Source organism: Dactylosporangium siamense (genome assembly GCF_016862795.1).
Taxonomy (GTDB): domain Bacteria; phylum Actinomycetota; class Actinomycetes; order Mycobacteriales; family Micromonosporaceae; genus Dactylosporangium; species Dactylosporangium siamense.
In genome coordinates this window covers 143,773-158,822 of record NZ_BONQ01000125.1, presented here as the reverse complement: position 1 = coordinate 158,822, position 15,050 = coordinate 143,773, and the positions used below count along the sequence as shown (strand labels likewise).

The 15,050-nt window shown below is 73.6% G+C and carries 13 protein-coding genes and 1 tRNA gene; 5 read left to right on the top strand and 9 right to left on the bottom strand.

The genetic code is table 11. The features are described 5' to 3' along the window. Positions 1 to 83 precede the first annotated feature (83 nt). Positions 84 to 866: an SDR family NAD(P)-dependent oxidoreductase gene (locus Dsi01nite_RS39465; protein WP_203851497.1), complete on the top strand. Its 783-nt coding sequence runs from the start codon at positions 84 to 86 to the stop codon at positions 864 to 866. Here Dsi01nite_RS39465 and Dsi01nite_RS39460 read toward each other — a convergent pair. The 4 genes from Dsi01nite_RS39460 to Dsi01nite_RS39445 form a co-directional block, all read right to left on the bottom strand. After that, positions 836 to 3,517 (bottom strand): ATP-binding protein, encoded by a 2,682-nt coding sequence (locus tag Dsi01nite_RS39460; protein ID WP_203851496.1) that lies wholly within the window; start codon positions 3,515 to 3,517, stop codon positions 836 to 838. The genes Dsi01nite_RS39465 and Dsi01nite_RS39460 overlap by 31 nt on opposite strands. Positions 3,518 to 3,770: 253 nt before the next feature. Next, the gene (locus Dsi01nite_RS39455) at positions 3,771 to 5,930 is read right to left on the bottom strand and encodes a TerD family protein (protein WP_203851495.1); all 2,160 of its coding nucleotides are present in this window, start codon (positions 5,928 to 5,930) and stop codon (positions 3,771 to 3,773) included. A gap of 25 nt (positions 5,931 to 5,955) precedes the next feature. Then, a tRNA-OTHER gene (locus Dsi01nite_RS39450) sits at positions 5,956 to 6,083 on the bottom strand. Between the two features lie 42 nt (positions 6,084 to 6,125). Continuing rightward, positions 6,126 to 6,566, bottom strand: a complete 441-nt coding sequence (locus Dsi01nite_RS39445; RefSeq protein ID WP_203851494.1) for a MarR family winged helix-turn-helix transcriptional regulator — start codon at positions 6,564 to 6,566, stop codon at positions 6,126 to 6,128. An 88-nt stretch (positions 6,567 to 6,654) separates the two neighbouring features. Between Dsi01nite_RS39445 and Dsi01nite_RS39440 the strand changes: the two genes are divergently transcribed. From Dsi01nite_RS39440 to Dsi01nite_RS39430, 3 genes are all read left to right on the top strand, one after another. Continuing rightward, positions 6,655 to 7,995, top strand: coding sequence for an MFS transporter (locus tag Dsi01nite_RS39440; protein ID WP_203851493.1), 1,341 nt, complete (start codon positions 6,655 to 6,657; stop codon positions 7,993 to 7,995). Positions 7,996 to 8,149: 154 nt separating this feature from the next. Beyond that, positions 8,150 to 8,329 carry a hypothetical protein gene (locus Dsi01nite_RS39435; RefSeq protein ID WP_203851492.1) on the top strand — a complete coding sequence of 60 codons (180 nt, stop codon included), beginning with the start codon at positions 8,150 to 8,152 and terminating at the stop codon, positions 8,327 to 8,329. Positions 8,330 to 8,472: 143 nt separating this feature from the next. Further along, a complete protein-coding gene (locus Dsi01nite_RS39430) occupies positions 8,473 to 9,903 on the top strand; it encodes a protein adenylyltransferase SelO (RefSeq protein WP_239136504.1) in 1,431 nt (476 codons plus the stop codon). A 36-nt stretch (positions 9,904 to 9,939) separates the two neighbouring features. On the opposite strand, the gene Dsi01nite_RS39425 is transcribed toward Dsi01nite_RS39430, so the two are convergent. After that, positions 9,940 to 10,836, bottom strand: coding sequence for a DUF3500 domain-containing protein (locus tag Dsi01nite_RS39425; protein WP_373318928.1), 897 nt, complete (start codon positions 10,834 to 10,836; stop codon positions 9,940 to 9,942). 47 nt (positions 10,837 to 10,883) lie between these two features. Continuing rightward, positions 10,884 to 11,552 carry a ribonuclease HII gene (gene rnhB / locus Dsi01nite_RS39420; protein ID WP_203851491.1) on the bottom strand — a complete coding sequence of 223 codons (669 nt, stop codon included), beginning with the start codon at positions 11,550 to 11,552 and terminating at the stop codon, positions 10,884 to 10,886. A 247-nt stretch (positions 11,553 to 11,799) separates the two neighbouring features. Between rnhB and Dsi01nite_RS39415 the strand changes: the two genes are divergently transcribed. Continuing rightward, positions 11,800 to 12,336 (top strand): P-loop nucleotide/nucleoside kinase family protein, encoded by a 537-nt coding sequence (locus tag Dsi01nite_RS39415; protein ID WP_239136502.1) that lies wholly within the window; start codon positions 11,800 to 11,802, stop codon positions 12,334 to 12,336. Here Dsi01nite_RS39415 and Dsi01nite_RS39410 read toward each other — a convergent pair. From Dsi01nite_RS39410 to Dsi01nite_RS39400, 3 genes are all read right to left on the bottom strand, one after another. Further along, complete coding sequence (locus tag Dsi01nite_RS39410) at positions 12,320 to 13,183, bottom strand: MBL fold metallo-hydrolase (RefSeq protein WP_203851490.1); 864 nt, start codon at positions 13,181 to 13,183, stop codon at positions 12,320 to 12,322. The two genes, Dsi01nite_RS39415 and Dsi01nite_RS39410, sit on opposite strands and share 17 nt — an antisense overlap. Positions 13,184 to 13,238: 55 nt before the next feature. Then, positions 13,239 to 14,456, bottom strand: a complete 1,218-nt coding sequence (locus Dsi01nite_RS39405) for a glycoside hydrolase family 16 protein (protein WP_239136501.1) — start codon at positions 14,454 to 14,456, stop codon at positions 13,239 to 13,241. 188 nt (positions 14,457 to 14,644) lie between these two features. After that, positions 14,645 to 15,025: a hypothetical protein gene (locus Dsi01nite_RS39400; protein ID WP_203851488.1), complete on the bottom strand. Its 381-nt coding sequence runs from the start codon at positions 15,023 to 15,025 to the stop codon at positions 14,645 to 14,647. Positions 15,026 to 15,050 lie beyond the last annotated feature (25 nt).

Below are 15,050 nucleotides of genomic sequence, written 5' to 3'. Positions count from 1 at the left end.
GCGCCGGTACCGTCCCAACCGGTTCCCAATGGTTTCCCAATGGTCGCGATCATCGTGGGACGGCACACGACGAAGGGAAAACCATGCGCAACGTTCTTGTCACCGGATCCGTCGACGGCATCGGCCGGCGCACCGCGGCCCAGCTCATCGCCGGCGGGCACCGGGTGGTGGTGCACGCCCGCAACGAGGACCGGGCCACGGCCGCGAAGGTGGCGCTGCCCGGCGCGGCCGGGATCGCGGTGGGCGACCTGCGCTCCCTCGCCGAGACGACGGCCCTCGCGGGTTCACTGCGGGCGTACGGTCGCTTCGACGCGATCGTGCACAACGCCGGGATCGCCCGGCTGGACAGCTCGGAACGGGAGCTGACCGGCGACGGCCTCGAGTCGATGTTCCAGGTCAACGTGCTCGCGCCGTACCTGTTGACGGCGCTGCTGCCGCAGCCGGAGCGGCTGGTGTTCGTGTCGTCGGCGATGGCCGCGGACGGAGCCGTCGACCTCGCCGACCTGCAGTACGACCGGCGGCCCTGGAACGGGTTCGCGGTGTATTCGACGTCGAAGCTGCTGGACCTGATGCTCGCCGTCGCCCTTGCCCGCAGGTGGCCGTCGACGTTGAGCAACGCGCTCGACCCGGGCTGGGTGCGCACCGCCATGGGCGGCGACGGCGCGCCGACGAGCCCCGAGGACGCCGCGAACGCCCAGGTGCGCCTCGCCGTCGGCGAGGACCCCGAGGTGCTGGTCACCGGCCGCTACTTCAGCGAACGAGCATGGCGGCCAGCGGTGCTGGAGCCGACGCTGTTGGATGCCGTGCTCGCCCAGTGCGCCGACCTCACCGGGGTTCAGCTGCCCGGGGACACTCCGCAGGGCTGAAGCGTCGCGAGGTAGCCCGCCAGCTCGGCGTCCATCGCCTCGGCCTGGTAGCCGACGCGGTCGCCGAGAGCACGGACCGTGCCGAGCAGGTCAGCCGCGGCGGCGGTCCGGCCGGCGAGCGCCAGCAGGTGCGCGGACATCGCCACGGCCACCAGCCAGCCGGTCGTGTCGGCGCCGCGGTGCGCCTCCTCGAGCATCCGCCGGATCAGCGCCGCCGCCCGGTCGGGCCGGTCCGCGGCGAGTTCGACCTTGCTCATCAGCCACAGCACCGACACCGCCGCCCAGCCGTGACCGCACCCGTCGGCCTCGCGCAGGGCGGCGGTGAACGTGGCGGTGGCCCGTTCCAGGCGACCGGAGCGGCGCTCGGCCTCGCCCAGGCACATGAGCGCCTCGGCCGCCGTGGCGCGGTGGCCGGCGGTCCGGGCCAGCGCCAGGGCCTCGGTGGCGTTGGCGGTCGCGGCATCGACGTCCCCGGCGCCGGCCTGGAAATACGCGACGGTCGCCAGGACCTGTGCCCGCACCGCCAGGTCGTCGGTCGCGGCGCCGTGCCGGGCGGCCACCGCGAGGGCTTCGGCGACCTGGTCGTGGGCGCCGCCGAGGTACCGCAGCAGCGCGAGTCCGACGGCGGCGCGGGCGATCCTGGCGGGGTCGTGGACGCTCGGGTCCGCCTGCCGCAGCGCCGGTTCCAGGCAGCGCAGCCCTTCGGTGACGCGGCCCTGCCGGTACCAGTACCAGTGCAGGCCACCGGCGATGCGCAGCACGGCGGCGGTGTCCCCGGCCGTGGCCGCCCGCCGCAGCGCCGCCCGCACGTTGTCGCTCTCCAGGTGCAGGCGCCGCATCCAGGCGGCGCCTGCGGGGCCGCGCAGCTGCTCGCCGGCGGCGTCGGCCAGGTGCAGCACCCACGTGGTGTGCCGGACGCCGAGCGCGTGCCGGCGGGCCGGGGACGTGCGGCGCACCGCATACCGGCGGATGGTCTCCAGCAGCATGAACCGCCGGTCGTCGGCCTGCACCAGGGACTTCTCCACCAGGGCGGTCAGGACCGCGAGGGTGTCCGCGCGGCCGGCGACGGCGGTGGCCCCGGTCAGCCCGAACCCGCCTTCGAACACGGCGAGGGCCGACAGCAGCTCCTGCTCGGCGGTGGTCAGCAGCTCGTACCACGCGTCCATCAGCCCGAGCATGGTGGCGTGCCGGCTCGCGGTCCGCGGCCCGGCCAGGACGGCGAACCGGTCGTCGAGGCGGGCGAGGATCTGCCGCGGCGACAGCACCCGGCTCTGCGCGGCGGCGAACTCGATCGCGAGGGGCATGTGGTCCAGGGCCGCGCAGAGCCGGGCGATCGGGTGCCGCTCGGCCGGGCCGGGCCGGCGACCGCTCAGCACCGCGGCGGCCCGCGCGGTGAACAGTTCGACCGCCTCGCCGGCCGACAGCGGCGGCACGTCGAACAGGTGCTCGCCGTCGACCCGGAGCGACTCGCGGCTGGTCGCCAGCACCCGCACCTGCGGGCAGGCGCGCAGCAGCGCCGACACGAGGACGCCGGCGGCGCCCACCAGGTGCTCGCAGTTGTCCAGGACGATCAGCAGCTCCCGGGTGCGCAGCGCGGCGACGAGGGTGCCGGTGCTGCCGGGGCCGGCGATCCGCAGCGCGGCGCAGACCCGCTCGGCGAGCACCGCGGGCTCGTGCAGCCCGGCCAGCTCGACCAGCCAGGGACCGTCAGGGTCCGAACGGTCGGCGGCGACCGCCAGGGCGAGCCGGGTCTTGCCCATCCCGCCCGCGCCGGTGAGCGTGACGAGGCGGTGCCGGCGCAGCAGGTCGGTCACCGCCTGCCGTTCGGTGACCCGCCCGACCAGGTCCGAGACGGGGTGCGGGAGGTTGCCGGCGGGCGCGGCGTCGACGGTGTGGGCCAGGATCTCGTGCTGGAGCCCGGCCAGGTCCGCCCCGGGCTCGACGCCGAGGTCGTCCATCAGCCGGCGCCGGGCGTCGCGGAGCACCTCGAGTGCGTCGCCCTGCCGGCCGGTCAGGTACAGCGCCCGCGCCAGCAGCGCCCAGGCGCGTTCGCGGAGGGGATGCTCGGCGAGGAACGCCCGCAGCTGCGCGGCCGCCGTCTCGTGCGCGCCGAGCTCGACCAGGGCGGCGAGGCGGTGCTCCACGGCGGCGGTCCGCAGCTCCCGCAGCCGGTGTGCCTCGGCGATCACGAACGGGCGGTCGGCGCAGTCGGCGTACGCGGGTCCGCGCCACAGGGCGAGCGCCTCGTCGAGGCGGGCGAGGGCGGAGCGGGGGTCGCCGGCCGCGAGCAGGTCCCGGCCCTGGTGCAGCGCGGCGCCGAACCGGTCGGTGTCCAGCGTGGCGGGGGTCAGCCGAAGCGCGTACCCGGTGCCGTCGCGGACGAGCAGCCGACCCGGCGCCCGCGGTGGCCGGTCCGGTTCGAGGGCGCGGCGCAGCACGGACAGGTACCCCTGGACGGTGATCCGCGCGCTCGGCGGCGGCTCGTGCGGCCAGAGTCCGTCGACCAGCGCGTCGAGCGCCACGAACCGGCCGCCGGCCACGATCAGCCGGCACAGCACCGTCCGCGGCGCCGGCCCACCGGCGACGACGTCCCGGCCGTGGCGCCGCACGACCGTCGGGCCGAGCACACCGACGAACACATCGCCGCTCACGACACCTCACACGCAACCGTTGGGCAGCAAAGGTTGCCCGACGGCCGATTCGCCTGTCAGCCGCATGTGCGACATCGGCGAGAGGCAACCGGACGCGGAGATGGACGCGTGTCACGGTGTGGGCCTGCCCGGGGACGGCCGAGGGAAGCGCCGGCGCTGATTCACCAGATCCCCCGCTTGCGCGGGGGCTCCCGATTCGAACGGAATAGGAGGAAGCGCCGGCATGGCCTCGGCCGTCACCGGTGATGCCAGGTTACGCGGGGATCAGCTCGCTGAGCCGACCCAGTGGGAAGACGTCCGACCCGGCCGGCAGGCCTTCGGGCGCCTCGATGCCGATGAAGGTGACCGGCTCGTCCGGCAGCTCACCGTCCCAGGTGCGCACCTCGGTGCGGGTGCGGAGCAGGTCGACCAGATACGAGACGGTGAGGTAGCGCCGCTCCATCACCGCGCGGACCCGGTCGGCGGTGCCGAACGTGTTCTCCTCCACCCGGTTGAAGTTCGGCCGGCCCTGCAGGTAGAGGTGCAACCACACCGCCTGCCAGCCGCGCTCGCCCTTGGCGAACAGCATCGGCAGCGCGATCCGGCCCTGGCCGCGCACGTCGGAACGGGCCCGGACGGTCCGGGCGTCGAACGGCGCGCCCCGCTGGTCCCGGGTGCGGGTCTGGTAGCCGAACATCGACTCGGCGACCTCGTCGAACGACTCGCCCGCGTAGATGTAGACCTGCGGCACCACGTAGGGCACGTCGATCGTCAGGGGCACGTCGATGAACTCGGTCGCTCCGTTCGGTGCGCTGGTGATGTCGCCCGAGTGCACGATGCCGTCGTGGTGGTAGTTCGTCCACGACACCTGACCGGCGGTGCGGAACTTGCCGTCGAGCAGCAGCACCGACAGGTCGAAGTCGGTGCGGCGGCTGGTCTCGCGCCAGTACGTGAAGAAGCGCAGCAGCTCACCGGAGACCGGTGCCCGCGAGCCCCTCGGCAGGACCGCGAAGCCGCCTTCGGCCGCCTTGCCCGACAGCGGCAGGGCGACGTCGAGCACGTCCGGGTCCACCAGCAGCGGCCGCTGCGGGTCCGGCAGCCGGGCGCCGATCTCCGCGTCGAGCCGCGCCGACAGCTCGGCGATCAGCTCGGCCGGCAGCGGCGGCCGCTCGTCCGCCCCCACCCAGGCGCGCCGCGAACGGTTCGCGTACAGCCGCGCGGACGCGGGCGTCAACCGGTTGCCGACGTGCTCACGCAGCGAGCAGAGCACCCGGCCGGACGCCGAGCCGAGCGCGCCGGTGACCGCTTCGACCACGCCGGCCCGCTCCGAGGGCGACGCCAGCCGCAGCAGCCGGTCCGCGGACCGCAGCAGCAGACCCGGCGCGGCCGACAGCACCGACGCGGCCGTGCCGACGGCTCCGGCGCCGATCGCCGCCTCCGCACGGCCGGCGAGGTTGCGGACCCGCCGCTCACCACGGGCGACCGCGAACACCGCCTGGGCGTGCGGCCACTGGTCGTGCTCGTGCGGGTGCAGCCGCTCCCCGAGCCGCTTCCACCGCTCCGCGTAGGGCGCGACGTCGCCGAGCTTGTCCTGGCTCGCGCCGACGATCCCGTCCAGCGCGGCGAGCAGGATCCGCCGCTCCGGGCGCCCGAAGGACCGGAACCGGGTGGGCGTCGCGAGCGACACGTCCCCGCCGGAGACGTGGCAGGCGAGGCGCAGCACGTCGGTCGTGGTGTCCACGGCGACCAGCGGCCGGCCGAGGACGAGCCGGACGCCGTTGAGCACGGCACGGTTCTCCCGGACCGGGATCCGCTCCGGTTGCGCGTCGTCGATGCAGGTGAGGGCGAGCTCGCTGAGGAGCGCGAGGTCCGCCTCACCGTGCGGCGTCGTGCTGCCGGCCAGGGCCAGGTAGAGCCGGCCGGCCTCCACCTCGGCGGTGTCGCCGAGCTGCAGCAGGGTCAGCCGGTCACCGGCCGAGGCGATCAGCTCGTCGTGCGCGGCGAGAAGCTCGGCGTAGGTGTGCTGGTAGGTGCCGTAGCCCGGCAGGTCGAGCAGGTTCACGCCGCCGGAGAGGACCGCGGCGCGCAGCTGCGCGTCGCTTGCCGTGCCACCGCCGGCGAGCACGGCGGCCCGCAGCCGAGACGTCCAGAACTCGACGGTGTCCGGCACGTCGTCGGGGAATCCGATGAAGTACGCGTTGTGCTGCACGTGGTCGCCGACCAGCTCGCGCACCGCCGACACCACCGTGGCGGCGAGGTCCATCGCCGGTCCATGGGCCAGCGCGCCGACGTGCTCCAGCAGCGCCCGCGACGCCGAGAACCCGGCATCGAGCAGCGCCGCGTCCAGCTGGCGGGCCACGGCCGAGCCGTCGCCGGCCGCGCCGGTGCTTGCCGGCACGCGGAGCGTCCTGCGGATGATCAGCTTCTCGAGCACGCGGCCCTCCGATCCAACGTCACTGTGGGCCGCCGGGGACTCGAACCCCGAACCCTTCGATCCAACAAGGAGAAGGAAGCGCAGCCATACCCGCACAGGCGGAGAGCGGATGCGCTACTCAGTCGAATGCTCTCCCAATTGAGCTAGCGACCCAGATCTCGATCATCGCACCGGCCGGACCGGTCGGGCCATCGATTATCGGCGACGCCGGCCGTCCACGTTGCCGGTCATGGTGTTCAGGATGCCGGGGATCTGCTCGACGGTCGCGGCGGGCAGGCCGCGCACGGTCTCCTCGGCCAGGTCGCACCACAGCTGCTTGATCTCCTCGACGAGGGCCCGGCCCCGGTCGGTGAGCGCGACGACGCTGGCGCGCTTGTCGGCCGGGGCGGCTTCGCGCCGGATATGGCCGGACGCCTCCAGCTTGCGGGTCATGAGGGTGACGCTGGGCGGCTCGCAGCCGAGTGCCTCGCTGAGCTGCGCCTGGATCATCGGCCCGGTCCGGGCGAGCTCGAGCAGCAGGGTCTCCTGCCCGGGGTGCAGCCCGAGCGGGGTCAGCAGCGCGGCGGCCCGGGCCCGGTGGCGCAGGCTCAGCAGACGGATGGCCTGGTTGAGGGCGTCGGCCTGAGCGAAGTCCACGGACACTCCTTGACAAGTTAGTTACGCGCATAACATTATGCGCGTAACTAATTCTACGACATCGGGGGGCATCGTGATCGTGGCGGGCATGACGAGGACCACGACGCGCGGCGCCCCCGCCTGGCTGGTGCTGGCGCTGGTGAGCGCCTGCCAGTTCATGGTGATCCTGGACGTGTCCATCGTGAACGTCGCGCTGCCCTCGATCCAGCGGGACCTCGGCTTCACGCCCACCGGGCTGGCCTGGGTGGTGAACGGCTACCTGCTCGCCTTCGCCGGGTTCATGCTGCCCGGCGGTCGCGCCGCCGACCTGTTCGGCCACCGCCGGATGCTCGTCGCCGGCCTGGCACTGTTCAGCGCCGCGAGCCTGGCGGCCGGGCTGGCGACGACGCCGGAGGTCCTGGTGGTGGCCCGGGTCGCGCAGGGCCTCGGCGCCGCGATGCTCGCCCCGGCGACCCTGGTGGTGCTCAACAGTTCCTTCACCGACCCGCACGCGCGGGCCAGGGCGTTCGGCGCCTGGTCCGCCGCGGGCGGCGCCGGTGGGGTGGTCGGCGCGGTCGTGGGCGGCGCCCTCACCACCGGCCTGTCGTGGCAGTGGGTGTTCCTGATCAACGTGCCGATCGGCGCGGTCCTGATCGCGGCCGCCATGACGGCACTCACGCGCACCCGGACCGGGCGGCGGGAGGCGCTCGACCTCGCCGGCGCGGTGACCGGCACCGCCGGGCTGACCGCACTGGTCTACGGGGTGATGCAGAGCGACGGGCACAGCTGGACGTCCGGACGGGTGGCCGGGCCGATCGCGGCGGGCGTCGTCCTGCTCGCCGCGTTCGTCGTGGTCGAGGCGCGGGTGGCGAGCCGGCCGATGATCCCGCTGCGGCTGTTCGCGATCCGGGGCGTGGCCGCCGGCAACGCGATGCTCCTGCTGTTCGGTGGGGTCGCCATCGGGATGTGGTACTTCACGTCGCTGCTCCTGCAGGATGTCCTCGGGTTCGGCGCGCTGGACGCCGGGCTCGGGCAGACCCCGGCGGCGGTGACGTTCGTGGCGGTCGCGCGGCTGGCCGCCGGGCTGCTGCCCCGGGCCGGGGCCAGGACCCTGATCCTGGCGGGCTGTGCCTGCCTCGTGGCCGGCTTCGGCTGGCTCGCACAGGCCGGCGCCGGCAGCGACTACGTCACCGGCGTGCTCGGGCCGACGCTGCTCGTCGCGGCCGGCATCGGGCTGGCCTTCCCCACCCTCATGGCCGCCGCAACCGCCGGTGCCCCTGCCGGCGAGGCGGGGACCGTCGGCGGCCTGGCCAGCACCGCGAACCAGGTCGGCGGGTCGATCGGGCTGGCGGTGCTCGCCACCGCCGGCGGCTACGACGTGGTGTTCCTCATCGGCGCCGGGCTCGGCGCGGCCATCGCGGCACTCAGCCTGCTCCTGCCACGGCACTGAAGCCGCGACAACCGGCGACGCCGAAGACCGCCGCAACGAAGCGGGCGCTGAAGACCGCCGCACCGCGCGGCGCCGAAGACGGACGCAACGGGCGGGGCGACGCTGAAAGTCGCCGCAACGGGCGGGACGGCGCCGGCGGGTTGATACTGGCGGGATGGCGAACCCGGATCTTGACCCAGACGAGTACCCGCCGATCGACCCGCGCGAGCCCGTGCCGGACGACCCTGGTGAGCTGCTGCCCGACACCCCGGACGAACTGCCGGAGGCGCTGCCGGAGCCGATGCCGGGCGACGGCGACGGCGGCGACCCGGGCGGCGTGCGCGAACCCGCATAACCGCGATCAAGCCGCACGGAAAGCGCCCGAGCCCGCACGGAAAGCACCGGAGCCCGCACGGAACGGCGCCCGAACTCTCGTGAAAAGGCACCCGAGCCCTCACGGAAGACGGCCGGGCCCGCGGAGAACGTACTCTCGACCGGGTGAGCATCGTGACCCTCGACAGCCGCTTCGCCCGGGACCTCGCCGAGATGGCGGTGCCCTGGAAGGCCGAGGACGTCGACGAGCCGCGGCTGCTCGCCCTCGACGAAGATCTGGCGGTCGAGCTGGGGCTCGACCCGGCGTGGCTGCGCGGGCCCGACGGGTTGCGGCTGCTCGTCGGCGGCAACGTCCCCGAGGGCGCCGCCCCGGTGGCGCAGGCCTACGCCGGGCACCAGTTCGGCGGGTTCGTCCCGCGGCTCGGCGACGGGCGGGCGCTGCTGCTCGGCGAGCTCGTCGACCCCGAGCGAAGGGTCCGTGACCTGCACCTGAAGGGTTCCGGGCGCACCCCGTTCGCGCGCGGCGGGGACGGTCGGGCCGCGGTCGGGCCGATGCTGCGCGAATACGTCGTCAGCCGGGCCATGCACGCGCTGCGCATCCCGACGACCCGCGCCCTGGCCGTCGTGGCGACCGGCCGGCCGGTGCGCCGCGAGCGGCTGCTGCCCGGCGCGGTGCTCGCCCGGGTCGCAAGCAGCCACCTGCGGGTCGGCAGCTTCCAGTACGCCACCGTCACCGGCGACGAAGGTCTGCTGCGGCGGCTCGCCGACCACGCGATCGCCCGGCACCACCCCGAGGCCGCCGGTGCCGAGCGGCCGTATCTGGCGTTGTTCGAGGCGGTCGCCGGCGCCCAGGCCCGGCTCATCGCGCAGTGGATGCTGGCCGGGTTCGTGCACGGGGTCATGAACACCGACAACATGACCATCTCGGGCGAGACCATCGACTACGGGCCGTGCGCCTTCATGGACGCCTACGACCCGGCCACCGTCTTCAGCTCCATCGACCACGGCGGGCGGTATGCCTACGGCAACCAGCCCCTGGTCGCGGAGTGGAACCTGGCCCGGCTCGCCGAGACGCTGCTGCCGCTGATCGACGGCGACCAGGATCGGGCCGTCGAGCTCGCAACAGTGTCTCTGCAGTCGTTTCGGCGTCGGTACGACGAAGCCTGGTCGGACGGCATGCGCGCGAAACTCGGCCTGCGCCAGCTTCACCCGGCACTGGTCGAGGAGCTGCTCACGCTGCAGCAGACCGGCCGGGCCGACCACACCTCGACCTACCGCGCCCTGGCCACGGCGGCCCGCGGCGACGACGGGCCGATCCGCGAGCTGCTGCCCGGCGCCCTCGGCAGCGCCTGGGTCGCACGCTGGCTGGCGCTCGACCCGGACGCCGACGCGATGGACACCGTCAACCCCGTCTACATCCCGCGCAACCACCTCGTCGAGGAGGCCCTGGCCGCCGCGACCGGTGGCGACCTGGGACCGCTCACACAGCTGGTCGAGGTGCTCGACGACCCCTACACCCGGCGCCCCGGCCTGGAAAGCTACACCGCCCCGGCACCGGAGCAGTTCGGCGGATACCAGACCTTCTGCGGAACCTGACCGGCTCGACTGGGACGCGGCGGTCTGGCCGTTCGTCTACTGATGGGGCCGCCCGGCGCGGTGGGCGGCCAGGACGTCGCCGCCGAAGTCGGAATCGGGGCGGCGCAGCACGGTGTGGGCGTGGTTCAGGTCGGCGGCGGTGTTGTCGTACTCGACGAGCAGGTCGGGGCCCTGCACCCGGTAGTAGTGCCGGCCGGTGCGCTCGGTGGCGCCCTCCCACGCGAACGACAGGGCGTCGCGGTCCACGGCGGGGGCGATGTCGGCCGGCAGCCGGTCGAGATACACCGCGAGGAGGTCGTCCAGGAGGCGCCGGGCCGGGTCGGGCAGCTCCACCGCCGCGATCCCGGGCCGGATCGGCGGGACCACCGCCGTCGGTCCACTGTGGATGTCCGGCGGCGCCGCCGGGTCCAGCACGACCCGCGACAGCAGCTGTCTCGGGACCGCGTCGAGGACCGCCCAGCCGAGGTCCTCCTCCGGCGCGAGCGGGCGCACCACCGGCCGGCCGCGATACCAGGTGGCGAGCGGGTTGGCGCCGAGGAACACCGGCGTCGGGGAGACCGCGTCGCCGTCGAGGGTCATCGACACCGACAGGTGGTGGCCCTCGAACCGCCATCCCCACCGCTCCCCCGCCGCCGGGCTGCCGAACACGACGACGCTGTAGTCGTCGCTGTGCCGGCCGCGCCGGTACCCCTCCTCGCGGTCGAGCACCTCCTCCAGGGCGAGGATCACGGTCGCCTGCGCGAACGCGTGCGGGCGCAGCGCGGTGGCCAGGAGCCGGTGCGCGGCCTTGCGGCCGTCGGGGTCCAGGTTGCCGAGGCTCACCCCGGGCCGGGGTCGCGGCCGGTACTCGATCCGGCGGCGGTGCGCGTCATCGGCGAACGGCAGCCCCACCGCGGGCGCCAGGCCCAGGAGCGCCTTCGCCTCCGCCCGCATCGCCGCCGCGGTCGTCATCCCGCCGTCCCGGCGAGCAGCCGCGGTCGTCATCCCGCCGTCCCGGCCGTCAACGCCGCGTCGACCCGCCACGACCGGCGGTGGTGCACGCTCAGCCCGTGCGCGGCGACCCCGTCGAGGTGCTCGGCGGCGCCACCGTAGCCGGCGTTGCGCTCCCAGCCGTACTGCGGGAACTGCCCGGCGAGCGCGGCCATGTGCAGGTCCCGGTGCGACTTCGCCAGGATCGACGCCGCGGCGACGACGGCGCACCGCGCATCGCCCTTGACCTCGGTGCGGACCGGCGGGATGCTGCGCTCCGGGCAGAACAGCGTCTCCTCCATCGGGTCGCTGAGGTAGTCGTGGGCGCCGTCCAGGATGATCACGTCCGGGTGCTCCGGCAGCGCCGCGAGGGCCCGCCAGCCCGCGGTCCGCAGCGCCGCGGTGACGCCGAGCCGGTCGATCTCCTCCACGGTCGCCTCACCGATCGCCCAGTGCCCCACCCAGTCCCGCACGACGGGCACCATCCGCTCCCGCTGCGCCTCGGACAGGAACTTCGAGTCGGCGAGCCCGTCCGGCACCGGTGGGGCGTCCTGCGCGAGGACCGCGATCCCGACGGCGATCGGCCCGGCCCACGCACCCCGGCCGACCTCGTCCATCCCGGCGACCGTCAGGTGCCCCCGCCCCCACAGCTCGGTCTCCACGTCCAGCGTCGGTGTCACCTTCCGCGTGCTGCGCGCGGCTCGTGGAGTTGGTGCGGGCAAGATCGGGCTCCCTCGTGCGACGGTCAGGACGCCCCAGTCAACCAGACCGAGTTCGGCTATCGTGACGGCATGGGTTGCTCCGCCACCATGAACATCCGCGCCGCTTAGCGGCGGTGCGGCGGTAACGTGCCCGCACCGCCGGCTCAGTGTCCTGCCGGCAGTCCCTCGCCGGCTCGTCCCTGCCGGATCATGGGAGCGACCCCAAATGGCACATCTTTTCCTGATGGTCGGGCTTCCCGGCGCCGGGAAGACCACCCGGGCCCGAGAGCTCGCCACGACACACCCCGCGCTGCGGCTGACGCCGGACGAGTGGATGATCCCGCTCTTCGGCGAGTCGACCGCCGGTCGCAAGCGTGACCTCCTGGAAGGGCTGCTCATCTCGACGGCCCTGCGGACGCTGCGGCTGGGGACCCCCGTCGTGCTCGACTTCGGGCTCTGGGGCCGCGACGAACGCTCGGCGCTGCGCTGGCTCGCGACCTCGGTCGGGGCCTCCTGCCAGGTGGTCTACCTGCCGGTCGACGAGGACGTCCAGCGGGCCCGGATCGCCCACCGCCAGGCCACCGCACCGCACACGACGTTTCCGATGACCGGCGCCGACATCGCCCAGTGGCGCCGGCAGTTCCAGGTGCCCGACGCCGCCGAGCTGCGCGGCGGCACGGTCCCCGCCCCGCCGCCGGACTGGCCCAGCTGGCCGGCGTGGGCCGTGGACCGGTGGCCGTCGCTCGTCACGACGTCCAGATGATGAAGTCCGCGAACCGGTGGTGGCCCGGGCCGTCGATCGTGGTGAGCGCGGTGCCGACCTCGCGGAGCTGCTCGACGGTCAGCTGCAGCGGCGGCTCGTCCGGCTGGAACGTGGTGCCCATCGGATAGTCGACGCCCGGCTGGTTGGTCATCTCGATGTGGCAGCCCAGGACGTGGGTGACCGGGCGGCTGCCGGCGAAGTCGATGATCCGCTCGATGCTGGCCCGGAACGCCGGGAGGTCCTCCACGTAGAGGCGCCCGGGGTACACCGTGTCGCCGGTGAACAGGATCCCGGTGTGCGGGTCGTAGTACGTCACCGCCGCCTTGTTGTGCCCGGGGGTGGCCAGGCATTCCAGCGCCCGGCCGCCGAGGTCGACCCGCGCCACGCGGTGCGGGTCGACGTCGAAGCCGAAGAACGCCCACGCGCCGTCACGGGTGGCCGGCACCACTGTGGTGTCCGGCCGGCCGGCGAACTGGCCGTCGCCCGCGACGTGGTCACCGTGGCTGTGCGTGTGCAGCACCAGCAGCTGGTACCCGTCCCGGGGGTGCTCGGCCAGCCACCGCTCGATCAGGTCGTCCACCGTGGCGCGCAGCGGGAAATACTGTGGGGACTCGGTGGCCCCGGTGTCCAGCAGCATCGCGCGGTCGTTGCCGAACAGCAGGAACACGAACGGCGCCTCGAAGTGGACGGCCTTGTTCTGCCGCAGGATGAACGTGTGCGGATCGTACTCGTGCACCTGGATGTCCGGATCAGTGTTGTGCTTGGCCGAGATCGAACCGGAGATCCAGTGCACGTCGATGGGCCGCGGCTGCGGTGTCCCCGACGTGAGATCGACGAGTTGCACCATCCCGGACAGGGTACGCGGGCCCTGCGTCATTGGCGACGCAAGGCCCGCGAGCTCGTCAGACCCGGGTCCACTTCTGGTTGGACCCGCCGCCGCAGTCCCACAGTTGCAGTTGCGAGCCGTTGGCGGTGCCGCGGCCGACCACGTCGACGCACTTGTTGGCGCCGACGTTGACGATGTCGCCGGCGGCGGAGACGGTGAAGCGTTGCGCGTTGGTGCCGTTGCAGGTCCACAGCTGGACCGCCGTGCCGTTGGCGGTGCCGGCCGAGGCGGCGTCCATGCACTTGCCGAGCGCGCGGATGGTGCCGTCCGAGCCGACCGTCCACTGCTGCGCGCCGGAGCCGTTGCAGTCCCAGATCTGGAGCCGGGCCCCGTCCGCCGCGTTGGCGCCGGGGATGTCGATGCAGCGGCCGCTGCCGGTGCCGCGCAGGGCGTTCGTCCCTCCGGTCGGCGGTGTCGTGCCCGACGTGCTGACGCGGACGTAGTCGATCAGGAACCGGTTGACCGACGGGGTGCTGCCGCTGGGGCTGCCGGGGAAGTTCCCGCCGACGGCCAGGTTGAGGATGATGAAGAACGGGTGGTCGTAGACCCACCGGTTGCCGCGGAGGCTGGCCGGCGTGGCCCGGAAGTACTCCGAACCGTCGACCGTCCAGATGATCAGGTTCGGCGACCAGTCGACTGCGAACACGTGGAACGCGTCGCCGACGGGCTGGCCCAGGTTGCGGGTGCCGCCGACCGCGTTGCCGCCGGAGTAGCCGGGGCCGTGCAGCGTGCCGTAGATCGTGTTCGGGTCGCGTCCGACGTTCTCCAGGATGTCGATCTCGCCGTCGGTGGGCCAGTTGCCGCCGCCGAGCATCCAGAACGCCGGCCAGAGCCCGGTGCCCTTCGGCACCTGCGCCCGGGCCTCGATGTGCCCGTACTGCTGGGTGAACTTCCCGGCGGTCTGGATCCGGCCGGACGTCCACTGGCACGTGCCGTACCAGCAGCTCCGGCCGCCACTTTCCCGGCGCGCCTCGATCACCAGGTTGCCCTGGCCGTCCTGGTACACGTTGCTGGTGCCGCTGTTGTAGTACTGCAGTTCCTGGTTGCCGAAGCCACCACCGCCGGTGTCGAAGTTCCACCGGGCGGTGTCGACACCCTGTCTGGCGGCGCCGTTGAACTCCTCGGCCCAGACCACCGCGGCTTCGGCGGTGGTCTGGCCGGCCGTGACGACCACGCCGGCCGCGATGGCCGTGGCGGCGACGACGGCGGCTGCGAGGGTCTTGAAATTGCGCAATTCGGGTCCCTCCTGGGCGAAAGTACCCGCCATGGACCGCATCGGGTGCTGTGGGCGGGGTCCCGTGGCGGGCGGGAACCTTCCTGCCGACCGGGTTGGGGACGGCAGGGCGATCGATCTGTGAAGTTGCTTAACAGATCCACCGCAGGCTATTCCAGCAGGGCAATCGCGTCAATACGGGACTTGAACTAAGACCCGGACGACCGGGCCGCCCGGAGGTTCGTGCGGACCACGACACTGAGCATGACGACACCGCACACGGCCTGCTCGACGCGTAGCCAGACCGGGAACGCACCCGGCCAGGCGACGACGGCGACGATCGCGGCCAGCACCACCATCGAGATGACACGGAGCCGGCGGAACGAGCCGCGGTGGCCGGCGGCGGCGCGGCGGGCGAGCAGCAGGAGCACCGCCGCGCTGGCCGCGACCAGCGGCGTGCGGACCCAGACGGCCGTGGTGACGAGCGCGGGGTCGTGGCGCATCACCACCACGGCGACGACGGTGGACACGCTGATCACCAGGAACGCGGCCAGCAGCTTGACAACGGCGTGCAGATGGTCGTTCTTCATGCCGCCCAGCCTGCGTTTCGGGGCC